The following is a 26,393-nucleotide window of genomic DNA, read 5'->3' as shown; positions in this document are numbered from 1 at the left end:
TCGCTTATGAGTGAGCAGAATGCGCGCTTCTCAACACTTCCTTATTTAAAACTAGCTACTTAAAAATTAAAGGGATTTATTATGACCCAGACCGCTTATATCTATGATGCGCTCCGCACTCCACGTGGTAAAGGAAAAAAGGATGGCGCTTTGCATCAAGCATCGCCAATTTGGTTGACACGTACGCTACTTAAAGAGATGCAGCAGCGTTATCACTTAGATACCAGCCTCGTCGACGATATCGTGCTTGGTTGTGTGACGCCAGTCGGTGAGCAAGGCTCAGATATCGCTCGTATCGCTGCTCTCGATGCAGGCTGGGATCAACGTGTAGCAGGGGTGACATTGTCACGCTACTGCGCCTCAGGCCTTGAATCTATCAACCTTGCTGCTGCCAAAGTCATGTCCGGTATGGAGGACATGGTTGTAGCGGGCGGCGTTGAGTCTATGAGCCGCGTACCGATGGGCTCAGATGGCGGTGCTTGGTATATGGATCCACGCGTTAATGATGCTACTGGTTTTGTCCCACAAGGGGTTGGCGCTGATACTATCGCGACCCTAAAGGGCTTTAGTCGCAGCGATGTTGATGAGTTTGCCACTGAATCACATAGAAGAGCCGCCGCCGCTTGGGAAAAAGGCTATTTTGATAAATCAGTGGTGCCTGTTAAGGATATTAATGGTTTATTACTATTAGACAAAGACGAAACCATTCGTCCAAATACTGATGTTGCCACTTTAGCAAAGCTCAATCCGTCTTTTGCTATGCCCGGTCAGATGGGTTTTGATAGCGTTATTTTGGATAAATACACCACGATTGAAAAAGTAAACCATGTGCATCATGCTGGCAACTCATCAGGTATCGTCGATGGTGCTGCGATATGTCTTATCGGTAGTGCGGCCGCTGGGGACAAAGCTGGACTTAAGCCGCGAGCGAAGATTACTATGGCAGCGGTCATTGGCTCAGAGCCTTCTATTATGCTGACAGGTCCGACACCAGCTTGTAAAAAAGCGCTAGATAAAGCAGGTATGCAAGCGTCTGATATCGACCTATGGGAGATAAATGAAGCCTTTGCTGCTGTTCCGATGAATACCGCTAGCGACTTTGGTATTTCATTAGATAAAGTCAATGTTAATGGCGGCGCGATTGCGATGGGTCACCCACTCGGCGCAACAGGTGCGATGCTAATGACGACGGTGCTTGATGAGCTTGAGCGCTGCGATTTAAAAACCGCCATGGTTACGCTATGCGTCGGCGGCGGTATGGGGATTGCAACTATCATTGAGCGTGTATAAAAACATTTAGCAAAAACGATTATAAAAATGATTATGGATGATTAACAAGGATTTAAAATGAGCACCAATAGCGTAGATGCCATCAATGCATTAAAGAATTTTTCTGCCCAATCTGATAATGGAATTATCACCGTCACTATCGACCAAACCGAGCGTAAGATGAATGTCATTGGAGAGGGCTTTAATGAAGCCTTTGCTACAATAACGGATGCTTTTATCAATGACCAGGACGCAAAAGGCCTAATTCTAACGTCTGGTAAATCAACCTTTGTGGTTGGCGCAGATATTGACCAATTGGCTACTATTGAAACGGCCGAGCAAGCGTTTGCTTTGGTTGAAGACCTAAAAGGCAGCCTACGCAGGCTTGAAACTTCTGGCAAGCCAGTCGTTGCTGCCATTACGGGTACGGCGCTTGGCGGCGGTCTTGAGCTTGCTTTAGCCTGTCATTATCGTATTGCTATCGATTCACCAAAAACCTCGTCTACAACCAAGCTGGGTTTGCCTGAAGTTAAGCTTGGATTGCTACCCGGCGGCGGTGGTACGCAGCGTTTGCCACGTCTGATCGGTATTCAAAAAGCCCTTGAGCTGATGACCCAAGGCAAAGAGCTGCGTCCACGGCAAGCGCTAGAAATTGGCTTTATTGATGACGTGGCTCATGACAATGACGAGCTTATCAGTAAAGCAAAAGCGTGGCTTAATGACAATCCAAAAGCGCAGCAACCATGGGACAAAAAAGGCTTTAAAATCCCAGGCGGTGACAGCAATCATCTAAAAGTGGTGCAAGTATTTTCTATGGCCCCAGCGATGGCCAATCAAAAATCCCACGGCAACTATCCTGCGATTACCCATATTTTATCTAGCGTGTTTGAAGGCTGCTTAACCGATATCGACAACGGCCTTAAAATCGAGTCGCGTTTTTTTGTCGCCTGCGTGTTATCAGACGTATCCAAAAACATGATTAATAGCCTTTGGACGCAGCTCAATAGTATTAAAAAAGGACAATCACGCCCGCAAGGGTTTGAGCGATCTAAAGTCAGCAAAGTCGGTATTTTAGGCGCTGGCATGATGGGCGCTGGTATCGCTTACGTTTCAGCTAAAGCGGGTATGGAAGTGGTATTGCTCGATACGGCGATTGAAGGTGCCGAAAAAGGCAAAAGCTACTCTACTAAGCTGCTAGACAAAGCCATCAGCCGAGGGCGTTCAACAAAGGACAAAAAACAAGCATTATTAGACCTTATCAAGACCACCACGTCTTATGATGATTTAGAAGGCTGTGATTTAATCATTGAAGCTGTTTTTGAAGATGTAGATATTAAAGCAGAATGTACGCGACAATCTGAAGACGTTATTCCAGAGACTGCCGTTTATGCTTCTAACACCTCAACCTTGCCAGTCACTGAGCTTGCTAAAGCCAGCAAACGCCCGAACCAGTTTATCGGTTTACATTTCTTCTCACCGGTTGATAAGATGCCACTCGTTGAGATTATCGTTGGTGAAAAAACCGACGATGCCACGCTAGCAACAGGTTTTGATTATGTTGGCCAAATTGGCAAGACGCCCATCGTTGTCAATGACAGCCGCGGATTTTATACATCACGTGTTTTTGGCACTTATGTGTCAGAAGGCATTGCCATGTTAGCTGAAGGTGTTCATCCTCGCAGTATAGAAGTGGCTGGTATGAAGTCTGGTATGCCGATGCCGCCGCTGGCACTGCAAGATGAGGTGTCACTCAGCCTGTCACTACACGTGATGGAGCAGACTAAAAAGGCAATGGAGGCAGAAGGTAAGACTTTTACGCCGCATCCTGCGATGTCAGTAGTAGAAAAAATGGTCAAAGAATTTGGCCGCGAAGGTAAAAAGGTGTCTAAAGGTTTTTATGATTATCCAGAGAATGGTGAAAAACATCTATGGTCTGATCTCACTGAATTATATCAAACGACAGATGAGCAGCCCTCGCAGCAAGACTTGGTAGACCGTCTACTTTACGTGCAAGCCAATGAGACTGCCAAATGCTATGAAGAAAACGTCGTGCGTACGGTGGCCGATGCCAACATCGGCTCTATCTTTGGTTGGGGTTTTGCGCCAAACCAAGGGGGGACGCTACAGTTTATCAACTCAGTAGGCGTCGATAAATTTGTCGCGCGTAGTCGTGAGCTGGTACAGAAATATGGCGCACGTTTTGAGCCTGCGCAGATACTAGTGGCAATGGCGGCAAAAGGCGAGGTTTTCTCAGATGACTGAATCGATGGTTAATCAAGCGGATGCTATGAAAGACTGCTTACAAGGGCTGCGCGTCATTGATTTAACGCGCAATCTGCCTGGGCCATTTGCGACCAGATTGCTTGCGGACTTAGGCGCGGACATTATTAAGATTGAACCACTCAATGGCGATCCAGCCCGCGCTTTTGGGGATTTGTTTACCGCCCTTAATCATGGCAAAACCACTTTAAAAGTTGACTTTCGTGACTCGCAAGGTATTGAGACTATCAAAGCGCAAATCAAGGATAGCGACGTGATGCTCGATAGCTTTCGCCCTGAGGTATTAGAAGGCATGGGGCTTGATGCCAAAACCTTGCATGCCATTAATCCAAAGCTGGTCATGGTATCGATTACGGGCTATGGCATGGCTAATAGCGATGGCATCACTCATGATTGGGCGCATAAAGCCGGTCATGATATCAATTTTATGGCGATGAGCGGGGTGCTTGACCAGCTCAAGACGGCAGATGGCGAGCAGGCAATGCCCAATGTTCAGTTTGCAGACTTAGCAGGCGGCAGTGACACGGCGGTGATTGCTCTATTAGCGGCTGTATTTGCAGCCCAGCGTACGGGGAAAGGTCGCCACGTTGCGGTCAGTATGACGCACAGCTTGTATCAGCATCTGGTCATGCCAAAAGCGACTGGAAAACTGGTTGCCAGCTTTTCTGGCAAAAACCCAGAGCCGCAACAGGATTTCTTAGGCGGTTTATTACCTTGTTATCGGTTGTATAGAACTTCCGATGATCGCCATATGGCGGTGGGTTCACTAGAGCTAAAATTCTGGCAAGGGCTGTGTGAAATATTAAAATTGGCTGAAATTAAAGATGTGCATTGGCAGCGTGGGATTATGCCCAATACCAAGAGCAGCCAAGAGGCAGCACAAATGGTTGCTGATACCTTTGCCAATCAGCCTTTAAGCCATTGGCAGCAGGTTTTTGCATCTACCGATGTGTGCGTCACGCCAGTATTGAGTTTAGAGGAGGCAAGAGCACATCCTTTATTTGCCCATCAAGATGAGTATGGGGCGACACTGGGTTGGCAGTAAGGTAATGAAGCTGAAGTAACAGCATTGTTAGTGAATCAGTTAATAGCTTAATCATTTAGCCACTTAATCTCTTAGCCATTATATTTTTAGCATCTACGGCATTCTTAAGCGACTGAAAAAACACTCCTTTTTTGCGTTAACCCCTTTATGAACTTATCACTATTGGCGCGGTAATCGACTTATTGCATGCAATTTTAGAGAAAACGGCAGTATTTCTAGGCAAATGTATAAGCAATCAAGTTTAAAGCCGTACTGACTCAAAATGATTTGTTATCTATTGTTAAACATGAGCGGATGCTAGGTATAATGCAGCCCTAGCATCGTTTTCACTCATACGTCCTTAATAAGAAGATTTTATTATGTCAAACAAGCGTCCCTTATATATTCCTATTGCTGGCCCCGCGCTATTAGAAACCTCTTTATTGAATAAAGGTAGTGCTTTTTCATCAGAAGAACGCGATAGCTTTAATTTAACAGGGCTATTACCACACAACATTGAGACGATTGAAGAGCAGTCTCTGCGGGCTTATCACCAACTGCGTTCATTTACCAATACGATGGATAAGCACATTTATTTGCGTAATATACAAGATACCAATGAGACCTTGTTTCATCATCTGGTTGAGCAGCATATTGAGGAAGTCATGCCGCTCATCTACACGCCAACGGTTGGTCAAGCTTGTGAAAAGTTCTCACAAATTTATCGCCGGAAACGGGGCTTATTTATCTCCTACCCTGAGCGTCATAAAATCGACGATATGCTGCAAAACGCCACCAAACAGAATGTTAAAGTAATCGTTGTCACTGATGGTGAGCGTATATTGGGTCTTGGCGACCAAGGTATTGGTGGTATGGGCATTCCAATTGGCAAATTAGCGTTGTACACAGCTTGCGGTGGCATTAGTCCCGCTTACTGTCTGCCTATTTTGTTAGATGTCGGTACCAATAACCAACAGCTACTTGACGATCCTATGTATATGGGTTGGAGAAATCCACGCATCTCTGGCGATGAATACAGTGAATTTGTCGATTTATTTATTCAAGCCGTTAAGCGTCGTTGGCCAGAGGTTTTATTACAATTTGAAGATTTTGCTCAAGGAAACGCCACGCCGTTATTAAATCGTTATCGTGACCAGTTATGCTGTTTCAATGATGATATTCAAGGGACTGCTGCGGTTTCGGTCGGTGCTTTGATTGCCGCGTGCCTCAATAAAGGGCAAAAACTTAGTCAGCAAAAAATAGCTTTCTTAGGGGCAGGTTCTGCGGGCTGCGGTATTGCTGAGCATATCATTCGCCAAATGCAGCGCGAAGGCTTAACCGAAGAGCAAGCACGCAGCCAAGTATTTATGGTTGACCGTTACGGTTTGCTCATCGATAGCATGACAGAGCTACAAAAATTCCAAGAGCCACTGGTGCAAAAACAATCAGCAATTGAACATTGGGATAAGAGTCAAAAACTCGGTTTAGCGCAAGTGGTGAAACAAGCAAAAATAACGGTATTGTTCGGCGTGAGTGGACAAAAAGGTTTGTTTACTCAAGAGGTGATCGAGTCCTTATGTGCTAATACTGAACACCCAATTGTACTACCGCTTTCAAACCCGACCTCTCGTGTGGAAGCCACACCGCAAGAAGTGATGAACTGGAGCCGTGGTCGCGCCATTATCGCAACGGGTAGTCCTTTTGCTCATACCACTTTTAACGGTCAGTCTTTTGAGGTTTCTCAATGTAATAACAGCTATATATTTCCTGGTATTGGTCTTGGTGTTCTCGCAGCACGGGCGAGAGGTATCAGCGACAATATGTTAATGGCGGCAAGCCAAGCGCTTGCAGATATATCAATGGAGTACGAAAAAGTGCCCGGTGCCATACTACCGCCAATTAAAGTTATTAAAGAGATCAGTAAAAAAATAGCCTATGAAGTGGCACTGCAAGCGGTTCAAGATAAGCTGGCACTACCTATCACGGATGAGAACCTACAGCGCCGATTGGAAGCGAATTTTTGGTTGCCTGAATATCGCAATTATCGTCGTACTTCTTTCTAGTTTTTAGAAGGTGTTTATAGGTAAATAATAAATAAATAGTAGATAGCTGGTTCTAGGCTAGGGCATGTCCTTGCTTGAACGCTAACTGAAATTTGCTAAGTACAGTTTGTCGGTTGTGGCTGATTTGATTTAGCATAAAAACAGCCATTAGTTCAGCAGGCACATCGGCGTCTTTTTATAGTTATCAATTGTTCATTCATTAAAACCGTAAAAGCCCTCTACGCTATATAAAATAGCGTAGAGGGCTTTTTGATTTCCTAGGTAGCTTAAGCTTATGGTTCAAACCCATAATAAGCCTCATATGTGCATCAGTATGGGTACTGTTCAGACGTAGGAGCATTAAGCCTCTTCAGTAATGTATTTAGAGATGATATCGGCAATATTAGCAAAATCAACTATTTCTATATAGTCCGCCCTATTTCTATATCTTCTGAAAGTCCTAAAAAACTCCATAAAAAAGGCTTGCCGCATCGCTGCGAACAAGCCTGATTTAAAATGTGGTGGGCCCAGTATCAACCATATAACAGAAGTAAAATGTTGATTTAACTAGGTTTATTTAAAATTATTATTACTTATACCAACTATTATACCAACAAATGAGTTAGGATATATGCTCAGTGATCAATCAATATGGCAAAGAACTTGACCTAAAATATTATTGTTATCTATTGTTAATATAGCGCCTTCTTATGACTAGAGACATCTTAATAAGGAGTAGTTAGATTATTAGAGGCATAGGTAACAGAAAATAGTTAAGACAAGCTTTTGAAGTTTCTTTTAAATAACATCAATATCTTCTAGCGAATATCAACTACGATAATTTTTCTTGGCTCTATTGAATGATGGTTTTTAATCATTTTTTGAATATTCTGCTTTAGCTTTTTATCGCTATTAAGATGCTGTTGACTGTTTTCTAATATTAGTTGCACATAATTGGGTAGTATCTCTGTTTTATTGTTTTCAATTTGCTCAGTAAGCTTACTCTTTAATGCACTCTTTTTTGAGAACAACTCTTTTAATCTATTTGTAATAGTCTCAATAGACATATAGTCATTCATAGAGTCTTGTTTTAAGTCACAAAATAACTGATAAAAATGAATGCATCTCTCTAAGATTTTTGACTTAGATAATTTTATTCCTTTCGGTAAGTTTGCAAAGTTTTCAATATCGAAAGCACTAGCAATATAGACGCCGCAATCTGGCGTTTTTGAGTAAGGGTATACCGCTGATTGGCTATATAACATATAGAGAGGAACACGCTTATTCTGCTTCGTATAATTTAGCAAAGTATTAATTTGTTGTTTAGTGTCATTTGGGTAACTAAAGGCACTACGATAGGCCTTATGCTCATTGGATATTTTTTTGGCCTGTATTGCTAAAGGTAGACTATAGCTATCGCCTATAAACCATATTTCCATCTCAAAGTCTGCACCAGTAGTTTTGCTTTCTTCATGTTTAGTAAATGACTTAGCTACAAGGTGTGAATTTTTTTGGTTGAGTAAAGACCATCTCCAAAACAGGTAATCAGTTATTGACTCTTCTCCTGCTGATGGTACATGAGCAGTAAAATCAACTACTTCATCTTCAATATTTTTATGCATTTGGCAGAGTGGCATTATTCACCTATTTTTTATTTTATGATGAGCTCAGTTTTACTTATTAAGTAAATTAAGGAAAAGCATTGCTCATCGTATGATTTAAAATTGTATGTCATCATCAACTGGACCCGTATTAGGTTCAAGATAATCAATTTCTTCAATCAACTGTGCCTTTACGTCTTCAAAATAGCTATTCCAATCGTCAATACTACTAATAGTTTGATAGTCTTCACTATCTTTGATTATAAATATTTCGTCTTCAAGATTTTTTATCTTATGTTTGAGCGTCTTAATAATGACTTTTAGCTGATCTGACTCGCTGACCGTTTCTGAACGTGGCTTGAATATGTCTTGTCTTAATTCAGATAAAATCTGCTTCACTTCGTCCACATCGTTTTTCTTATAAGCCTCATTAAGCTTAATAAAAATCTCTTGTGCGATGTCTTTCATCTTTTCATTAACACGATCAGGATGGCAAATTTGACTGGCTTGTCGATAGGCTTTTTTTATCTCTAAACGTTGCTCATTATCTAGCTCGTAGATTTCTTTTTCGGATTCAAGTTCAAACTGCTCGTTATAGTCTTCTTCATCTTTCACCGCTTCTGCGTACTCTTCTGGATCATCTTCAGTAGATATTTTACGCAGCTCTAATAAGCGTTTGATGTAACCGCCTAGCTCCTGTGTATGACGATGATAAAACTCTGAGCATAGTTGCTCTAACTCTATTTTTTCATTGTCATAGGCGTTGAGCTGATGCTCGAGCTGGCGGATTTCTAGCTTTAAAGCGCTAATATCAATATCATTATAGATAACTAAGGCATGATGGTTTTTGATAAATAGATCAATAAGCGTTATTGCAGTTTCAAAGCTATGCTGCTGTAGTGCTTGAGTGATGGCAGCGATATCTTGCTGAAAAGCATATACTTTTAGCTTGCCATTTTCACGAGTGATGTCTTCTATGTCTTCTAAAACAACGTAGTTTTTGATGATCTCAAGGCGTTTAATAATTTTATTGAGCGGTAGCTCTGGAGTGTCTTCTTGATGATCAAAGTAGGTATTACGAATTTTTTTGAATTGTTTGATGAATTGATCTGCTAAAACCTCATCGCCTTTAGTAATAAGTATATTCTCATGATTCTTCTCAGCTTTATAGCTCCAGTTATAGGAGCCATTAATCACAGTATCGTTATCAATAATACAGAACTTATTATGCATAAGGTCTTGCTTACCATCACCAATAAGATAGGCGGAAGAGCTACCAATATTTAATTGATCATAGTCAATACGACTTTGTTGGTTTATATGGTCGTTTGATAGCATTAGCTGGACGGTGACACCTTGCTGCGCTTTTTGGAGCATGACGTTAAATAATTTTTGATTAGTGAACCAAGCAACGGCAATATAAATACTGCTTTGCGCTGTTTTAAGTTCAAGCGAGATACGATCAGCGATACATTCAAAAACGGCTTCAGTTTGCAAGTTCAATCACCTTCAAAAAAACAACAGTTAAACAACTATCTAAGAAAAACTGAGCCAATCTACGCAAACCTTTGTTTGATCAATAGTTTCAGGTAGTGGCGTAATGGTATTACCATGTATAAAAAGCTGCTTGAGATTATTGAAGTTACCTATGATATCAGACAGTAACGTAAGATGTTTATCACTAATGCGAAGTTCTTTAAGATTACCTAGGTTGCCTATACTCGCAGGTAAGAAATCAAGGTTGAGACCATTGAAATAAAATAATTCAAGACTACTTAGGTTGCCTATACTCTCAGGCAGTGAGGTAATGTTACTGCCATAAAGATACAATGATTGAAGTTTACTTAAGTTGCCTATACTCTCAGGCAGTGAGGTAAGATTTTCTCCTTGAATATTAAGTGACTCAAGATTACTTAGATCTCCTATACTATCAGGTATTGACATAAAATCATTACCAGCTATGTTAAGCCACTCAAGCTTGCTAAGGTTTGCTATGCTTTCAGGTAGGGAGATAATATAGTTACCGCTAATATCAAGTGCTTCAAGATTACTTAAATTTGATATGCTTTTAGGTAGTGAAGTAAGGTTATTATCACTAATATTAAATGATTTGAGATTACCTAGGTTTCCTATGCTTTCAGGTAATGATGTGACATTGTTTTTACCAATATCAAGTATTTTAAGTTTGCTTAGGTTGCCTATGCTCTCAGGTAATGACATAAGACTACTAAAACTTTCCTCACTAAAATCAGCACTCCCACCGGAAAAGAAATCAAGTATTTTTAGGTTGTGTAGGTTTCCTATACTTTCAGGTAAAGAGATAATATTATGTTTGTGAACTTTAAGACAAGTAAGGTTAACCAGTCTCCCTATGCTATTAGGTAAGGATCTAAGGTTCTCAACATCTAATTCAAATGATTTAAGCTTGTTTAGTTTGCCTATGCTCTCAGGTAGCAAAGTAAGGCTTCCACTATAAATATCAAGTGATTTAAGATTGCTTAGGTTGCCTATGCTCTCAGGTAGCAGAGTAAGGCTTCCACTATAAATATCAAGTGATTTAAGATTGCTTAGGTTGCCTATGCTCTCAGGTAGCAAAGTAAGGTCTGCACTAATAGAAAGTGTTTTAAGCTTGCTTAGGTTGCCTATGCTCTTAGATAGCAAAGTAAGGTCTGCACTAATAGAAAGTGTTCTAAGCTTGCTTAGGTTGCCTATGCTCTCAGGTAGCGAATTAAGGTTTTTACCATGGATATTAAGTGATTTAAGATTGCTTAAGTTGCCTATGCTCTCAGGTAGCGAATTAAGGTTTTTACCATGGATATTAAGTGATTTAAGATTGCTTAGGTTGCCTATGCTCTCAGGTAGGCATATAAGGCTTCCACTATAAATATCAAGTGATTTAAGATTGCTTAAGTTGCCTATACTCTCAGGTAGGCATTTAAGGTCTGCACTAATAGAAAGTGTTTTAAGATTGCTTAGGTTGCCTATGCTCTCAGGTAGCGAATCAAACGTCTTATATATAAATTCCATAGCTACTAATGCTGATAAAGCTAATCTATTGCGAGGAATAGTATCTTCGTCAATTCCGAAATTGTCTGCCCATTCCCAAATCTCTTGCATCCAGCTTTCATCACCCAAAGCTTGACTCGAGGTTCTTGCTATTGCCGCGGCTCTGATAATATCAGACGTTAGGCTGATTTGGCTCCTGCGACCCTTGCTAATTATTAACCCTTTGCTAGTGCGCTCAACTAGAGCGTTGGATTCTAAATCATCTTTTTGAGTCATAGTTTACGTGTCTTATTTATAGTTATATCAATGAATCATAGTTAATACGACTTTGTTGATTTATACGGTCATTTAAACGTATTGAATTGAACGGTAGTGCCTTACTGAGCTCTTTGTTGCACTCCATTAAATAGTTTTTTATTGGCGAACCAAGCAACGACAATGTAAATATTGTTTTGTACTTTTTCAAGCTCAAGCGAGATAAATTCGAAGATAGCTTCTGTTTGCATGTTAGATTAACTTTAGTATTTAATATTATATTTAAAGGTAATCCTATTCTCTATATATATGAACCTTTGTTTTATCAATAGTTTGAGGGAGTGACGTAATATTGGTATCAACAATACTAATATAACTAAGGTTACTTAAGTTTCCTACACTCTCAGGTAATGACGTAAATTCGCTATAATCAATAATAATTGATTGAAGATTGATTAAACTTTCTATACTTTCAGGTAACGATGTGAAGTTGTTATTACTAAGGTCAATGGATTCAACATTACTTAGATTTCCTGTACTTTCAGGTAGTGAAGTAAGGTTATTGTTATCAATATTAAATATTTCAAGATTAATTAAATTTCCTATACTCTCAGGTAATGACGTGAGGCTATTACTACCGAGACTAAGTGATTTAAGATTACTTAGCTCTCCTATGCTTTCAGGTAGTGACGTAAGTTTGTTAATACTGGCACTGAGTCCTTTAAGATTAACTAGGTCCCCTATGCTCTTAGGTAATGACGTAAGTTTGTTATCACGAACACAAAGTGAATTGAGACTACTTAGACTGCCTATACTTTCAGGTAGTGAAGTAAGATTATTGCCTACCACATTAAGTCCTTTAAGATTGACTAGACCTCCTATGCTCTCAGGTAGTAACGTAAGATTATTGCCTTCAACATTAAGCTCTTTAAGACTGACTAGACTTCCTATACTCTCAGGTAGTGACGTAATATTGTTACTCTTAACATAGGCTGATTTAGAAGCCTTTGAGTTTTCTATAGTTTTAGTCAAGCGATAATGATGGAAAACATTAACCTTAAGTATTTCAAGCTTACTTAGATTTCCTATGCTCTCGGGCAGTGAGATAATTTTGTTACTACCAGCAGTAAGTGATTCAAGATTATATAGTTTTCCCACACCCTCAGGTAGTGATGTGATGATGTTACGATGAACATGAAGTTTTTTAAGATTGACTAGACTTCCTATGCTCTCAGGTAATAACATAAGATTATTGTGATTAACATGAAGTTCTTCAAGGTTACTTAGGTTTCCTATACTCTCAGGCAATGAGTTAAGCTTATTATGTGTAGCTTTAAGTAATTCAAGATTAATTAAATTTCCTATATTCTCAGGCAGTGATGTGAAGTCGCTATAATTAATATCAAGATGCGTTAGATTGACAAGATTACTTATGCTTTCAGGTAGTGAAATAAGCTTGGTAGCTGAAATCTCAAGAGACGTGAGATTGATAAGGTTACCTATATTCTCGGGTAAAAAATCAATATCGTCACCAAAAATAGAAAGGTTCTCTAACGCTAATAAATCTACACCATTACGAGGGATAACATCTTCAGGAAGTTCATAATTATCAGCCCAATCCCATATTTCTTGCATCCAACTTTCATCAACCAAAGCTTGACTCGAAGTTCTTGCTATTGCCGCCGCTTTGATAATATCAGAGGTTAGGCTGATTTGGCTTCTACGACCTTTATTAGTCATCAACCCCTTACTAGTACGCTTAACTAGAGCGTTGGATTCTATAGGTTTTGGATCATCTTTTTGAGTCATAATTTGCCTGATATCTTTATTGAAAGCTCGTTATAGCAATATGAGTAGATCATAACATAGTATGTTTTTTTAGGAAGGTTGACCCCTGCCGTCAATCCCGTATATATAAACTTGGGAGATTTTGATTACGCAGCCTGACGATAATAATCAAACCCCGATATTAATAGCGTCACCTAAGAAAAGTGAGTTTCATACCTCAGCTCTCTACATTATATAAATAATAGCATATAGAGCTTTTCCGAATTGTCAGAGTAAGATTGATCCATGGTATATGCAGATATTGATGATATTTTAAACACCATAATATTGAGGGATCCATTACCTAATAAGTTATAGTGTAGATTGTTGTAGGTTAACTGATCTCTAATATCGATCTCAAATTCGGAACTGAATCTTTAACTTGATTCAAATCTAGCTACTCAGCAAACATATATACTCTTATACGCTGACCTATTTTATTATGCCACTACAATCCTTATAACCTCATTAATGAAGTAGTTGGCGTCTGACAAATCTCAAGCCAGCCTATAAACTAACTTTTCTTATGCGTTCCCGTTGATTGGCGTTACTCATCATTAATATTCCTTAACTTTTCACATAATCTTTCTAGATTAGCAATAACATCTTCTACAGTAGTTTGTTCGGTGTTAATGAAGTAAGAAGGATGAGCTACTTTATCTAGCTCTTGTTTTGGACTTATGCGTTCAAATCCTGAATCTAGTAATAAGCCTTTAATTAGTTCGGGATAAGGGTTGAGAGTGTTGTTTTTAAAGATGATGTTAAAATGGTCATCTGCTTTTGTTATTTCAATAGAAAATAGCTGATCATCAAAGTCCCAGCCTTTTACGTGTAAGCCTGCTGACTCATATCTGGATTTAACTTCGTGATAATGTAAATTGGTAAAAGGTTTTAGTAAAGAAGGGAAGGAGTCTTCGGATTTTCGCAATTTACTTTCAATAACTTTAGTATAAAACTCAGAGTGATAATGATTTCTTTGGGATTTTCCAAGAATTGTGATCTGAGAACCTTCAAGTTCTATAAATCCTCTTTTGCTATATTCAAAAATATTAAAGTGCTCAATGAGCATTTTACGCCAATATTCAACCTGATCTTTTTCTAAAGTCTGATGATAGATTTTCTCTAGTGAATTAGTGATATCCTCATTATCATAATTTTTATCATCTAATACGGCTTTAATATATGCTTGCTTAGTTTCCATCTCATTAGAACCGATACGTAATAGACGTTTCCAACTGTGATCTCGACTAATATTATCTTTAGTTGAACGTGTGTGTAGCATATTAAAACGAGTATCTCTTTTGGTAAAGTAGAACCCTTTACTAAGTACAGCTCGTTCCCAACGGTAATCGAGATTAATAGTGCTATCTTCAATCAAGCTAAATATTCTACCCGCTGATTCCGAATATTTATTGAATTGAGTAAGGTATTGATTGTTATCTACTTCATTCCAATTGCAATCCTTATGTTCACGATAAAATGCTAAAATTCCCGAAAAATTCAACAGAAAACCAATTTGACCTTTAAAAAATGGGTGATTCTCTGCCGTATAAATTGCCGATTGCCATTCTTCTGACTTTAATAGTAAATGAGCCTTTATTCTTTCTTCTAGAACTTGTTCGCCTAAAAATCCAGTTATATTAGTGTTTTTCACTAGGGTATCTAGAATTGGCTCATTAAGCTCACTTAATGCCTCAATTGAATGTAAGGCACGATAAAAGTCGTCTGAACCGTCGACGATAGTATTTTCAGTTAGGTTGGAGATAACGCGCGTCCAATTCCTCAGTTCAGACTGATCTAATGACGAATCATGCTTTGACAGGTAAGAGTAAAACGCAAAAAATCTAAGTTTGTCGACATAGCTTGTTTCATTCAATAGAACTTTTTTGAATGTCTCTTCTTCGGTATAGTATTTTTGATTAGGAAGGTATGTTTTTATTTTTTGAGTAGAATCTTGGTCCTCGATTAAGTCAAAAATCCTGATTAAACGAATAATAAATTTTTGGTTTAAGCAGCTTAGGATTTCGTATTCAGATATTGTAGTAGGCGATAGCTTAGATCCTGTACCCATAAGCACGCTTAAATCATCTTTTTCTGGTGCTTTAGAGGAGTCTTTATTATCTAGCAGATATTGATATAAGATGATTAAGCGAATGAAGTTCATAAGCTCATCATCGTAAGTATTGTCCTGTGAGAATAGGTTTCTATAAGGCCAAAATAAATCTGCCCAATGGGTATCGATTTTATGGATAAAATATTTATAGCCATCTACACGGTTATCATTAAACCCTGTAATATCCAATTTATAGTCCGGCCAGCCGTCAGTGTACGATTCTATGATTTGCTCAAGTTTGGCCTTGAAGTTTTCAAACGAAGTCAGAGGTTTACCACGTGCATTCATTTTAATATAAAGCTCGTCGGATAAACCAAAAGACTCTAAACGCAAAAACTGAAATGTGATGTAAGGAGTTTCTGTATTTATTAGTCTCTGGTATAAGTCACCTTCATATACCGAGAATTTCTTCTGAATGGCGTCAAGCATATGCAAGCAGGCTTGAACAGTGGGGTCTTGTTTCCATGATAGATAGAACCAATTACTGTCGCTAATTAGCTCACTTACTGAATAAGTGTTTAAGCCTTCTGTCTCTGGTTGAGTGAGCTTGTTTTCAAAGTTATCATCTGCAGTCAAGGCATCAAAAAACTCAGTTGAGCTGGGACGGGTTTTATAAGTGAAGCGTGATTTATTATTTATTGTGAAACGTTCTCTAAATTCAGCAGTTCGATGGTTTTTAACTGCTAAAAACCAGTGTAATAAAAATAGGGTGGTCAGTCGTTGCTGGCCATCAAGTACCGAAAATATACCATAGTCAATATTTCCATAAATAAAGTCTAAATCTAGAGATTGATTGGTATTAGTACGATCAGTAGTTAATGCCAGGTATAAAGCATCTAGGAACGTATTTCTAACTTCATACTCGTCTTTTCTACCTTGAGCATAGTCGCGTTGGATGATTGGAATCTCAACAAATTCGACTCGATAAAATAACCCATTAAAGGTCAGTTTTTCTCCCATATTCATTATTGAGCTCCCGTTTCAGTAAAAAAGTCAGTCATGATATCTAGCATAGCTTCTTGATAGTCTTCACTATCTTTAGTTTCCCAGTACAGCATCTTGTCTACGTTTTTACTGTAATACTTCAAAAACACGTTTTTAGTGCATAAAGGTACATAGGTAGCTTGTTTATCCAGCTCGATTATCCGTTTTCGTTTGATAGGGAAGATGGCATTTTTGTAGCTGCGATTGGTAGAGCTATCAAGCAAGGTTAAGTTGCCTATAGAACTGTCTACTTCATCATTACTGTTGGGATCATATAATTTGATGACACGGTCGTATATATCTTTAAACTGATCCTTAGTAAAGGATGTATAACAAAGGTTTATGGCCTGAATTTTGATAAGCTGTGCTTCAGCCAAGTTGTTAGGTGGTAGGAGGTCTGGCTCAGCTAGTGTGTTGTTATCAGAAATATACTCAATAACCTGCTCAAGCCACTGTTCTTGCCTTTCTTTACTTTCTGGAATTTCTGAGCTAACAGAGCGGATGTGCTCTATGTCCCACTGATCCAGTTTGAATTTTTCAAACTGAAAGCGAGCATTAGAGTCTGGATTGTTTAGTAGACTTGCAATATTAAATAGCAGTAGTATTTGGCGTAGTTTGTTTGTCGTACTAGTTTCGTAGCTCAGCTCAGCTAGGTAGTTATCTATTGTATTCCTTAGATTACTATGAGATAGAACCTTATCTATCTTCACGTTAAATATCAGATGAAGGATGCGCTTGATTAAGCGCTGATGAAAATATTTTTTACCTTTGCTATTACTACTCAGCTTAAATATTTCGGAAATACTGATATTTTGAGATACGAGGTAGCCGATTAGGTGGAATAACGTACGGTCGTTAAACCATTCTTCTAAAGTCATAAATACTTTTTTGACTTTGAGCCATTCATTGCTTATATCGACTTGGTCATTAACAAACCATTCATTGAATTGGATAAAAGTTTTAAACTTATCGTTATCGATAATATTTTGACTGTTTTTAAATTCTAATGCTCTAAGCTGTAAAATAAACTCAATACGGTTGGTTTTGATGTTCTCGTTACTTATAAAATACCAAAACGCATCATCTTGCAGGCTTTTTTCAATTGAATCCCATTCTTGAGATATCTTCACTTGTTCTAATCTTATAGATTTATTTTGTTCTTTTATACTTTGATTATTATCAATAAAATTGCTAGATTTTAAAAACAATGCTTTCACAAGTTCAGCGTTCACCAATGGAATTTTACCCATATTTAATCGAGTAAATACTTCAGTAGCATTTTCATTTTCACCAAGCTCATACCAGATAACTTTAACATTTTTGCCAATCTCATCTTCATTAAGCAGAGTTTGAATAAGCTGTATTCGATAATTGCCTTTATCTTTAAACCACTCATCGACGGCCTTTTTGGCCTCTACAATATGAAAGAAATCGATGTTGTCTTCGGCTTGATCCTCGTTGATACTAGCTAAGAACTCAGAAGAGTCAGTTCTAGTCTCATAACTGATTTGATATCGAGATTTTCCAACTAAGGGAAGAATTTCCTTAAGGCAGGTTAAGATAATATGGATTGTGGTTAAGCGCTGTTGACCATCTACAATTTCCCATTTGTCGCCATTCTCTTTAACTACTATGGGCTGTAAGCAATAAAATTTATCTTTAGCATTCGTACTATTTTCGACTTGCTGTTGGAATTCTTTAATATCCTCAAGTAGGTCAGTTACTTGTCTCTTAGTCCAACGGTAACCCCGTTGATACGCTGGTATGTAAAACTCTTTGTCAAGTAAATCATTGATTGGCTTTAGCATTAATGCATTATCTTGCATTGTGATTCCTCAGTTTTCAATAGTGAATGTAGTAATCATATCTTGCCAGTCAGCAACTGCTTCTTAATATCCTGCGTTTTAGCAAGTCTCGTTTATAGCGCTTAGATTTCTATGTGCATATCGAAGAGGAGGATTGCGATGGCAGGTTGTTCCTTATAAGTAGGAGTAGGGATTAAATAGCTTCTTACCACATCAAACCCCGATATGAATAGCGTCACCTAAGAAAAATAAGTTTCATACCCCAGTCATCTACACTATATAAATAATAGTATATAGAGCTCTTCCGAATTGCCGGAGTAAGATTGATCCATGACATATGCAGATATTGATGATATTTTAAACACCATAATATTGAGGGATTTACTACCTAATCAGTTATAGTTTTAATAAGAACTTAATCTACTTTAGCGTTACCTATTTCTAGTATCGATCTCAATTTTCAGCATAGCTCGACTATAAAACTGACTACATCAGTGTATTTATACCGACTCTAATGCTTGCTGGCATGCTTGAGCTAAATAAGGGTCTACACTGTCCTGTTTAAGCAGCCATTTGATATAGCCAGCACCTTCAGAGCTTGCAGCTAAATCTGTAATAGCCTCCCCTTTATGTTTGCCAAAACTTAAATGCGTGGGTATACGCGCCATTTGGCTAAATTCATACAAGCTTTCTATATCACTTATCTCATGACCTTGGCTATTAGCTAAATCAATCAGACTACCAAGCACTAGCTCAGTGAAGTAAATGTCAGCAATGGCAGCATGCGCGTTCCTTGCTTGAGCACGGGCTATATCTCGGTGAAAGTGATAGAGGAGGGATACTAGCTTATGGCTTTCAAGCGTCGGAAGCAGGAAGTTAGCCATCGCATTGGTACATATCAACTTAGGCTCATGGGTCACGCCAGCATTTTTAAGAACAGCCATGTCAAAATCAATATTGTGGCCAATTAAATACTCAACACTACTAGGTAATCTGAAGTCTGTATGAGGTGGCTCATCCGCAACATCCTCATCACAGATATGTGATATCGCCATAGAGCCAAGGGTGATTTCTTTGAGAGGATTAAAGCGCTTAGCTCGCGGAGCTTGTAATACGAATACCTTGCCATCGTTTATTTCAATAATAGAATAGGCCGCTTCAGTCATGTGCGGTTCAATAAGTCCTGTCGTTTCTGTGTCGAGTATATAAGTAGTCATAATTTTATTTGTAGTTCTTATTTGAGGATGAGATTTAAAATAGTGAAATATTTGATGTGATTAGCATCGGCTTAGAGGGCTAGTAGTAAGTGATAAATTAACATATAAATTGGTAATAGCTATAATTTATCAGATTTCTTGATTAAATAATCGCCAATCGATGAAACTATATATACAGACTAGACTAAGGATCCAATCATGCAAAATTCATATCCACAAAAACCAATACTCGAACGATGTAATAACATCCCCCAACTTATTAGCATTAAGGATGTCGTTAATTATACTAGCCTTAGTCGTTCTACCATCTATGAGATGATTAATGAGGAGTCTGATCGCTACGATCCAACGTTCCCAAAAAAGGTACAACTTACAAAAGTCAGAGTAGTGTGGGTAGCGAGTGAAATAGCCGAGTGGATTAATAACAAAATTGGGGAACGCTTAGCATGAAAAATAGAAAAGCTATTGAGTGAAAATATGGTTCTAGCTACCTTAGAATGAGCACTAGCTGAACGTAATAACTAAAAAGATGTGATTCGTTTGAAGTTGATTGGCATGACAAGTCAATCTATCAGGGCTGGTTAAATCAATAAAACAGCTTCATTTCTAGGCACAGCATTACATAATGAAAGGCTTAGTGGAATAAGTCTGAATTACAGTAAGTTAATTAATCATACCTCTAAGGATTCTCATAGTGCCTACAGCAGAATTTCAGCTTAACTTCTTAAGACGTATTCAATGGTTACTTGAGTCTAGCTCTTATACCTCGACCTATAAATTTGCATTATTAATCGCAGTAACCAACCTTTCTATAGAGTCTGGGACTAGTGATAACAGTAAATGCATTATTTCTTATGATCAGTTGGCAGAGAAGTTTATTCAGCTTTATTGGACACAAGCATTACCATTCTCAGATCAATATGGTGAATCTATACTGAAGCAAAGCAGTACAACAGGCCAAGCTAAGGTCATCACTAGTATCTTAACCCTGCAAGAAGAAACTAAGACGACCAACTTAAATATAGCTCGGATACGTAATATCAAAAAGTGGCAATCGACAATTAAAGAAATAGCCCGAACGATTAAAAACAACCCTGCCAAGTATCTACAAAGTGCAGAAGATAAAGTTAGCCGTGAATTCTTTTATATCTATAACTCAAGAGAAAACGCAATCATATTAAAGTCTGGGATCGCTTACTGTTTTGCGCGGTTTAGTCAGATAATCCATAAGCTTTGCCAGCAATACTGGACAGAGTTTGTACGTAACAATCGTCACAACCAACCATACTTTAGTGATGATATTGATTTACAAGGTTTTTTGTTTAACCAAACACGCCAAGATCTAAGCTTGTTAGTACCTATACTAAATGATACACAGCATGGTCAGTGCTTCTACTGTCAAAAACCATTAAAGAAAGACATCGAAGTTGATCATTTTGTACCTTGGTCAAAATATCCCAATGATACGACTCATAATTTTGTACTGACTGATCATAAATGTAATAACAGTAAACGTGACTATCTTGCTGAAGAGAAGTTTTATGAAAAGTGGTTGAGGCGTAACCAACAATATGGGCAGACTATTGAACAAGAAACAGATGGTATTGGCTTTATAAGCAATCAGAAGCGTTCAGAAACTATTAGTCAATGGGCCTACCAAATAGCTGTAGAGCATGAAGACCTAGTCTGGTCACCAGAGTCAAATATGAGGCTACGTACTATCAACCCTGAGCTGTTACCCAGATTGAAGGGGGTAGTACTTTAAATATATCTATTTTATGAATAATCGCTTGTTGATAATTAATGTGGAGTTATTACAACCATGCATAGAAACTTGCGTGAGTTAGGCTGATAAAGTTATGGTTTAAAATTGTCATAATAGCGATTTTCAAAATCAAAAAGGGAAGTATATCAACCATGATTATGCTTTTTCTTAAGATGTATTATTAAATGCTTGTCACATATTTAAAACATATGACAGAGTAGCGCCTTATTTTGATATGATTACAAAATTTACTGATCTTATTGGAGGCAGTTAATAAAATGACTGATAATGCTAGGCGTGCAGTAGATATGCAAGACTATCTAGGCGACCTGATTGGAGGTAGCCTACTGATTACAGAAACAAGAGTTATTGCAGAATCTCTTCTTAAAAAACTACCTGAAGATGAGTTGAGAGCTTTGATAGTAGAGCAAAATATTCTACAGAAGAAGTCTGATAAAACATCTAGCCGCTATGCGAGTGCAATCCGAAAGCGAATTGAGGGATTGGGTGATGAGTTCATGCAGTCGTTGTTGACTGCGGCAGATAGAGCTTATATTCAACTGTTATTGGTTGCTGTAATGATCAACTCTCCAATAGTTGAAGACTTTATGAAATTAAGTCTAGCAGAGGCGAAAAGAACCTATAAACCAAACTTACCCAGCGATGCCTGGAGTGAGTTTATTGATACACAGGTTTTAAAGTATCCAGATTTGCGTAGATACTCAGAATCAACTATAAAAAAATTGGGTAGTAATGTAATAAAAATATTAGTTGATAGTGACTATCTAAGCGATAGTCGTAAACGCGAGATATATCCTGTATATCTACTCCCAGAAGTAAAAGAGTGGCTTCTACGCCTCAATAGAGGTGATTTGATAGAGGTTATGGAGTGTACTGTATGAAGGCATTACAACGTCGATTAGATTTGATATTTGATAGGATTGAAAGTCCTAAATTTTTAAAGAATGATGGCTTAGGTAATGAAATCGGGTTTTGGGTTTTTGACTACCCAGCCAAGCATGAAATACTGGTTCGTGAAAATTTAGAGTCAATAACGAGAAAGCTAGAGAGTCGTAAGTACAAATTTGAGCACTTAAATATATTTGAAGTTCTTATATCTATATTAGAGGAGCGTGGAATTTTTGATCGTGCATGCCAGCGCGAGAAAAAAGTAGGCGTAGAGGCTATCAAGAAGACGCTATCTGGACCGCTTAGCCAAGAGAAAGTTGCAAAGTTTATTGCCAGTAAATACAAGCTTGATGAGTTAGACTTTTTAATCTTGTCTGGTCTAGGCAATGCATGGCCTCTTATAAGAGGTCATGAGCTACTTAGTGCCTTACAGGATGTTATGGGTAGTACACCGCTGATTTTATTCTACCCTGGAGGTTACAGCGGTAGGGATCTGCATCCCTTCGGGCTAATCGATTCACAAAATTATTATCGTGCTTTCAAGTTAGTGCCTGAAAGTGGTAACGAAACAAATATTAATAATTAATAAAAAATAGAGAGATTGAGATGAATATTGAAAGTATTTTTTCAAAAAAATTAACACGTAATATTAATGGTGTTGTAAAAGCAGAAGAAAAAGATAACGAAAATATATTCGTTGAGCTAGATGAGTATGTAGTAACACGAGAGTTACACAAGCATTTCAATGATTTTTTTGAAGTATATTCTCCAACAGTGAACTATCAAGGCGTTGCATCATCAGGGAATAACGGTGTTTGGATATCGGGTTTTTTTGGTTCAGGTAAGTCACATTTTTTAAAAATCCTGTCGTACTTATTAGAAAATAACGTGGTCGAGTATGAGGGCAACAGTCGTAGAGCCGTAGACTTTTTCGAAAATAAAATTAACGATAACGAGCTATGGGCCAATATTCAAAATGCTGGATCAAAAAATACAGATGTAATTTTATTTAATATTGATTCAAGGGCCAACACTGAAGATCGTGAGAATGCGATTCTAAAGGTTTTTTTGAAGGTATTTAATGAGCGCTTGGGCTATTGTGCTGATTTTCCTCATATTGCACATTTAGAGAGGGAGTTGGATGAGCGTAAGCAGTACGAGGCTTTTAAGAGTAAATTTGCCGAGCTTGCAGACTCTACATGGGAAGATGAGAGAGATGCGTATGATTTTTATAGAGACGAGATAGCTGAAGCATTAAGCTATGCTACTAAACAGTCCGCAGAGTCTGCCAAACAGATGATTGAAAATGTGGAAGATAATTTTCCGCTAGATATTCATAATTTTTGTACTTGGGTAAAAGACTATTTAGACTCATCAGGTGATAAGAACATACTTTTTTTAGTTGATGAAGTAGGGCAGTTTATAGGCAAAAATACGCAAATGATGCTGAAGTTGCAGACTATTACAGAGAACCTAGGGACTTACTGTAATGGTAGAGCATGGGTGATTGTTACATCACAAGCTGATATTGATGCTGCTATTGGTAGTATGAATCGAGGAGAGAGTCAGGATTTTTCTAAAATTCAAGGTCGTTTCAAAACACGGTTGGCTCTCTCGAGTAGTAATACGTCAGAAGTTATTCAAAAAAGGCTGTTGGCAAAAACAGATAAAGCGGAAGAGGCTTTGCTTAAGATATTTTCTGCAGAAGGAGATATTCTTAGACATCAATTGTCATTTGATAAGACGACTACAGCTGAGTTAAAAGGTTATACCGATGGCAAAAGCTTTGTAGCCAACTATCCATTTATACCTTATCACTACTTGCTTGTTCAAAAAGTATTTGAATCTATAAGAACTAAAGGTGCGACAGGGAAGCACTTGGCGATGGGAGAGCGCTCGCTGCTAGACGCGTTCCAAAATGCAGCAAAGCAAATTAAAAATGAAGAGTTGAATGTCTTAGTTCCTTTTCATAGCTTTTATGCCCCTATAGAGAGTTTCTTGGAACCAGCGGTCAAAAGAACCATTGATCAAGCTTTAGAGTTGGATTCACTTTCAGATTTTGATGGTCAAATTCTAAAAACCTTATTTCTAATACGCTATGTCGATACGGTCAAAAGCACTTTAGACAATCTGGTAACTTTATCTATTAGCAAGATAGATGAAGATAAAATAGTGTTGCGAAAGAAGATAGAAGACAGTCTTGAGCGTCTTGAGCGTCAACTTCTTATTGCTAGAAATGGGGAAGAGTTTATATTTCTAACCAATGAGGAAAAAGAAATAGAAAACGAGATCCGTAATACAGATTGTGAGATATCTGAGTTATCTAGCAAGCTATCTTCCATAGTGTTTGATAACATTCTAAAAGGCAACCGGGTTTATCGTTATCCAGTTAACAAACAAGACTTTTCTGTTAGCCGATTTTGCAATGGACACCCGAAAGATGGACTTATTCTTGAAGACTTGGTTTTAAAAATCACCTCACCTTTGGACACAGATTATAATAGTTTTTCGACAGACTATGATTGTACTGAGTACACTCTTAAAGACGACGGTAGTATGTTAGTTAAGCTTGGAGAAAACCAGCGTTTGTGGGCGGAATTAACTACTTATATTAAAACAGATAGGTTCTTAAAACAAAATTCAGGTCAGCGACGTGAACAAGAGCATTTGCTAAGAGAAAAGCAAATGGAAAATATTGAGCGTGAAAAGCGTCTAAAAACTGATTTTGAGAACTTGTTTTTGGAGGCTGAGGTATATGCAATTGGTACAAAAATGCCAAAAAAACCTTCAACGCCCATCGCAGTTTTAGAAGAGTCTTATAAGTATGTTATTGAAAATACTTTTGAAAAGTTGAACATGCTTAAAGCTTCGCAGGGTGATGTTCTAAGAGAGCTCAAGGCTGTTCTGACAGCAGATGATATGGCTCAAGCTGGCTTGGATCTTCAAACTGAAGAAAATAATCCTGCAGCGTTACAAGAAGTGGATAATTATATTTCACTCAATTTCGAACGTAATATCCCAGTCAGCTTACGTGACGTAGTGGCACATTTTAGCAAGCGTCCTTATGGTTGGCCTGATAATGAAATATTACTTGTGGTTGCTAGACTTGGGCTGGCAGGCAAGCTTTCATTTGATATCGGCAGAGACAGCCTACCGCTCAATAAAGCTTATGATTCATTTACGAATGGGCGTAAGCGTCCTGATATTCGAATAAGTACCGTTCGCCGGCATGGTGAGTCAGACATTAAAAACGCATCTGCATTAGTTAAAGATTTATTTGGCAAAACCTTTACAGGATCTGAAGAAAAAGAATTGTATGCATTGATCGTTTCTGAACTAAAAAGCTGGCGAGATGATTTAAAGGCGTTCCAGAATAGATCACAGAGTGGAAAGTTTCCTGGTAAGCAAAAAATTGAAGCAGGTTTGGTTTTAGTCAGTGGAGTGTTAGAGGAAAGTACTAGCTATTTGCTAATTGAACGCTTTGTGAAAGAAAAAACAAGCTTGGAAGATTTTTATGAAGACTTTGAGGATTTAGAAGATTTTTATGAAAATCAAGTGGATACCTGGTTGCAGCTTGATGTGGCATTGAATCAAAGGTTCAAAGCGAACAAATCAAAGTTGATGGAGAGCCCAGAAGCTGCCAAAGCCCTTGAAGAGCTTGAATCCATACACAGCATGGAAGATCCTTATAGTAAAGTTCGCTTCATAAACCCACTTATTGAGAAAATAAAAGCTGTTAATGACAGCATTGTTAAAGAGAAAAAAGAAGATGCTCTTCGCAAAGTGGATTCAAAAGTTGAAAGAGTGAAAAAAGCTCTGGATGTAGCATCTGCTCCCGCTAATATAAGTAACGAAGCCTTATATCCATTAAGAAAGTGTCGTGAGCGTATAGAAAATACAGACTCCATTCACCAAATACTTAGTGAGCAAGGTGAGTCTATGAGCTTTGAAGATAAGGCTTATGATTTGATAAATGCGTATGTCGAAGAGCAACATAAGCAGGCAGCGTTAGAGAAAAAAAGCAGTATTATTGAATCTGAATCTGTAAGTGATATTACTGATAACGCTGCTACCACCAACACCAACATAGATACCAATAAACAAAATACTATAATTCCTAGAAAAACAGTTCCTATTAGTCCTAGTGACTTAATTAGAAAATCAGTCTCAAATGGGATAATCGAAACGGTTCAAGAGATTGATGACTGTTTATCTTTGTTAAGAGAGCAGCTAATAAAGTCGGTAGAAGCTGGTGACAGGATAAGAATTAAATAAATTTAAAAAGTATAGTTGTAA

At 38.2% G+C, this 26,393-nt stretch carries 16 protein-coding genes; 9 read left to right on the top strand and 7 right to left on the bottom strand.

The annotated features are described in order from the left end of the window. Positions 1-81 precede the first annotated feature (81 nt). From H9653_RS06065 to H9653_RS06050, 4 genes are all read left to right on the top strand, one after another. Complete coding sequence (locus tag H9653_RS06065; protein ID WP_191691221.1) at positions 82-1,290, top strand: acetyl-CoA C-acetyltransferase; 1,209 nt, start codon at positions 82-84, stop codon at positions 1,288-1,290. A 57-nt stretch (positions 1,291-1,347) separates the two neighbouring features. Then, entirely contained in the window at positions 1,348-3,531 is a 2,184-nt protein-coding gene (locus tag H9653_RS06060; RefSeq protein ID WP_191691219.1) for a 3-hydroxyacyl-CoA dehydrogenase NAD-binding domain-containing protein, read from the top strand. A gap of 4 nt (positions 3,532-3,535) precedes the next feature. Further along, positions 3,536-4,594: a CaiB/BaiF CoA transferase family protein gene (locus H9653_RS06055; RefSeq protein ID WP_191691250.1), complete on the top strand. Its 1,059-nt coding sequence runs from the start codon at positions 3,536-3,538 to the stop codon at positions 4,592-4,594. A gap of 359 nt (positions 4,595-4,953) precedes the next feature. Then, the gene (locus tag H9653_RS06050) at positions 4,954-6,636 is read left to right on the top strand and encodes an NAD-dependent malic enzyme (RefSeq protein ID WP_191691217.1); all 1,683 of its coding nucleotides are present in this window, start codon (positions 4,954-4,956) and stop codon (positions 6,634-6,636) included. Between the two features lie 797 nt (positions 6,637-7,433). Here the strand turns inward: H9653_RS06050 and H9653_RS06045 are convergent. From H9653_RS06045 to H9653_RS06015, 7 genes are all read right to left on the bottom strand, one after another. Continuing rightward, positions 7,434-8,252, bottom strand: a complete 819-nt coding sequence (locus H9653_RS06045; protein ID WP_191691215.1) for a DUF6615 family protein — start codon at positions 8,250-8,252, stop codon at positions 7,434-7,436. Between the two features lie 81 nt (positions 8,253-8,333). After that, positions 8,334-9,713, bottom strand: a complete 1,380-nt coding sequence (locus H9653_RS06040) for a phospholipase D-like domain-containing protein (RefSeq protein ID WP_191691213.1) — start codon at positions 9,711-9,713, stop codon at positions 8,334-8,336. 39 nt (positions 9,714-9,752) lie between these two features. Further along, positions 9,753-11,498, bottom strand: coding sequence for a leucine-rich repeat domain-containing protein (locus H9653_RS06035; protein ID WP_191691211.1), 1,746 nt, complete (start codon positions 11,496-11,498; stop codon positions 9,753-9,755). A gap of 273 nt (positions 11,499-11,771) precedes the next feature. After that, positions 11,772-13,286, bottom strand: a complete 1,515-nt coding sequence (locus tag H9653_RS06030; protein WP_191691209.1) for a leucine-rich repeat domain-containing protein — start codon at positions 13,284-13,286, stop codon at positions 11,772-11,774. Positions 13,287-13,851: 565 nt separating this feature from the next. Then, a complete protein-coding gene (locus H9653_RS06025) occupies positions 13,852-16,383 on the bottom strand; it encodes a DUF262 domain-containing protein (RefSeq protein WP_191691207.1) in 2,532 nt (843 codons plus the stop codon). After that, positions 16,383-18,227: a DUF262 domain-containing protein gene (locus H9653_RS06020; RefSeq protein WP_191691205.1), complete on the bottom strand. Its 1,845-nt coding sequence runs from the start codon at positions 18,225-18,227 to the stop codon at positions 16,383-16,385. Before H9653_RS06020 ends, H9653_RS06025 begins: the two co-directional genes overlap by 1 nt. Positions 18,228-18,706: 479 nt before the next feature. Beyond that, entirely contained in the window at positions 18,707-19,372 is a 666-nt protein-coding gene (locus H9653_RS06015; RefSeq protein WP_225211633.1) for a 3'-5' exonuclease, read from the bottom strand. Between the two features lie 249 nt (positions 19,373-19,621). On the opposite strand from H9653_RS06015, the gene H9653_RS06010 reads away from it, so the two are divergent. From H9653_RS06010 to brxC, 5 genes are all read left to right on the top strand, one after another. Then, positions 19,622-19,873 carry a helix-turn-helix transcriptional regulator gene (locus H9653_RS06010; protein WP_191691201.1) on the top strand — a complete coding sequence of 84 codons (252 nt, stop codon included), beginning with the start codon at positions 19,622-19,624 and terminating at the stop codon, positions 19,871-19,873. A 244-nt stretch (positions 19,874-20,117) separates the two neighbouring features. Continuing rightward, on the top strand, positions 20,118-21,188 hold the full coding sequence (locus H9653_RS12650; RefSeq protein ID WP_191691199.1) for an HNH endonuclease domain-containing protein: 1,071 nt from the start codon (positions 20,118-20,120) through the stop codon (positions 21,186-21,188). A gap of 278 nt (positions 21,189-21,466) precedes the next feature. Beyond that, positions 21,467-22,090, top strand: a complete 624-nt coding sequence (locus tag H9653_RS06000; protein WP_191691197.1) for a DUF1819 family protein — start codon at positions 21,467-21,469, stop codon at positions 22,088-22,090. After that, positions 22,087-22,683: a DUF1788 domain-containing protein gene (locus H9653_RS05995; RefSeq protein ID WP_191691195.1), complete on the top strand. Its 597-nt coding sequence runs from the start codon at positions 22,087-22,089 to the stop codon at positions 22,681-22,683. The genes H9653_RS06000 and H9653_RS05995 overlap by 4 nt, the downstream gene beginning before the upstream one ends. A 20-nt stretch (positions 22,684-22,703) precedes the next feature. Then, complete coding sequence (gene brxC / locus H9653_RS05990; RefSeq protein ID WP_191691193.1) at positions 22,704-26,372, top strand: BREX system P-loop protein BrxC; 3,669 nt, start codon at positions 22,704-22,706, stop codon at positions 26,370-26,372. The last annotated feature ends 21 nt before the right edge of the window (positions 26,373-26,393 follow it).

Source organism: Psychrobacter communis, from assembly GCF_014836505.1.
Taxonomy (GTDB): Bacteria; Pseudomonadota; Gammaproteobacteria; order Pseudomonadales; family Moraxellaceae; genus Psychrobacter; species Psychrobacter faecalis.
Note: the sequence above shows the minus strand (reverse complement) of the source record. Positions and strands in the feature narration are given on the sequence as shown.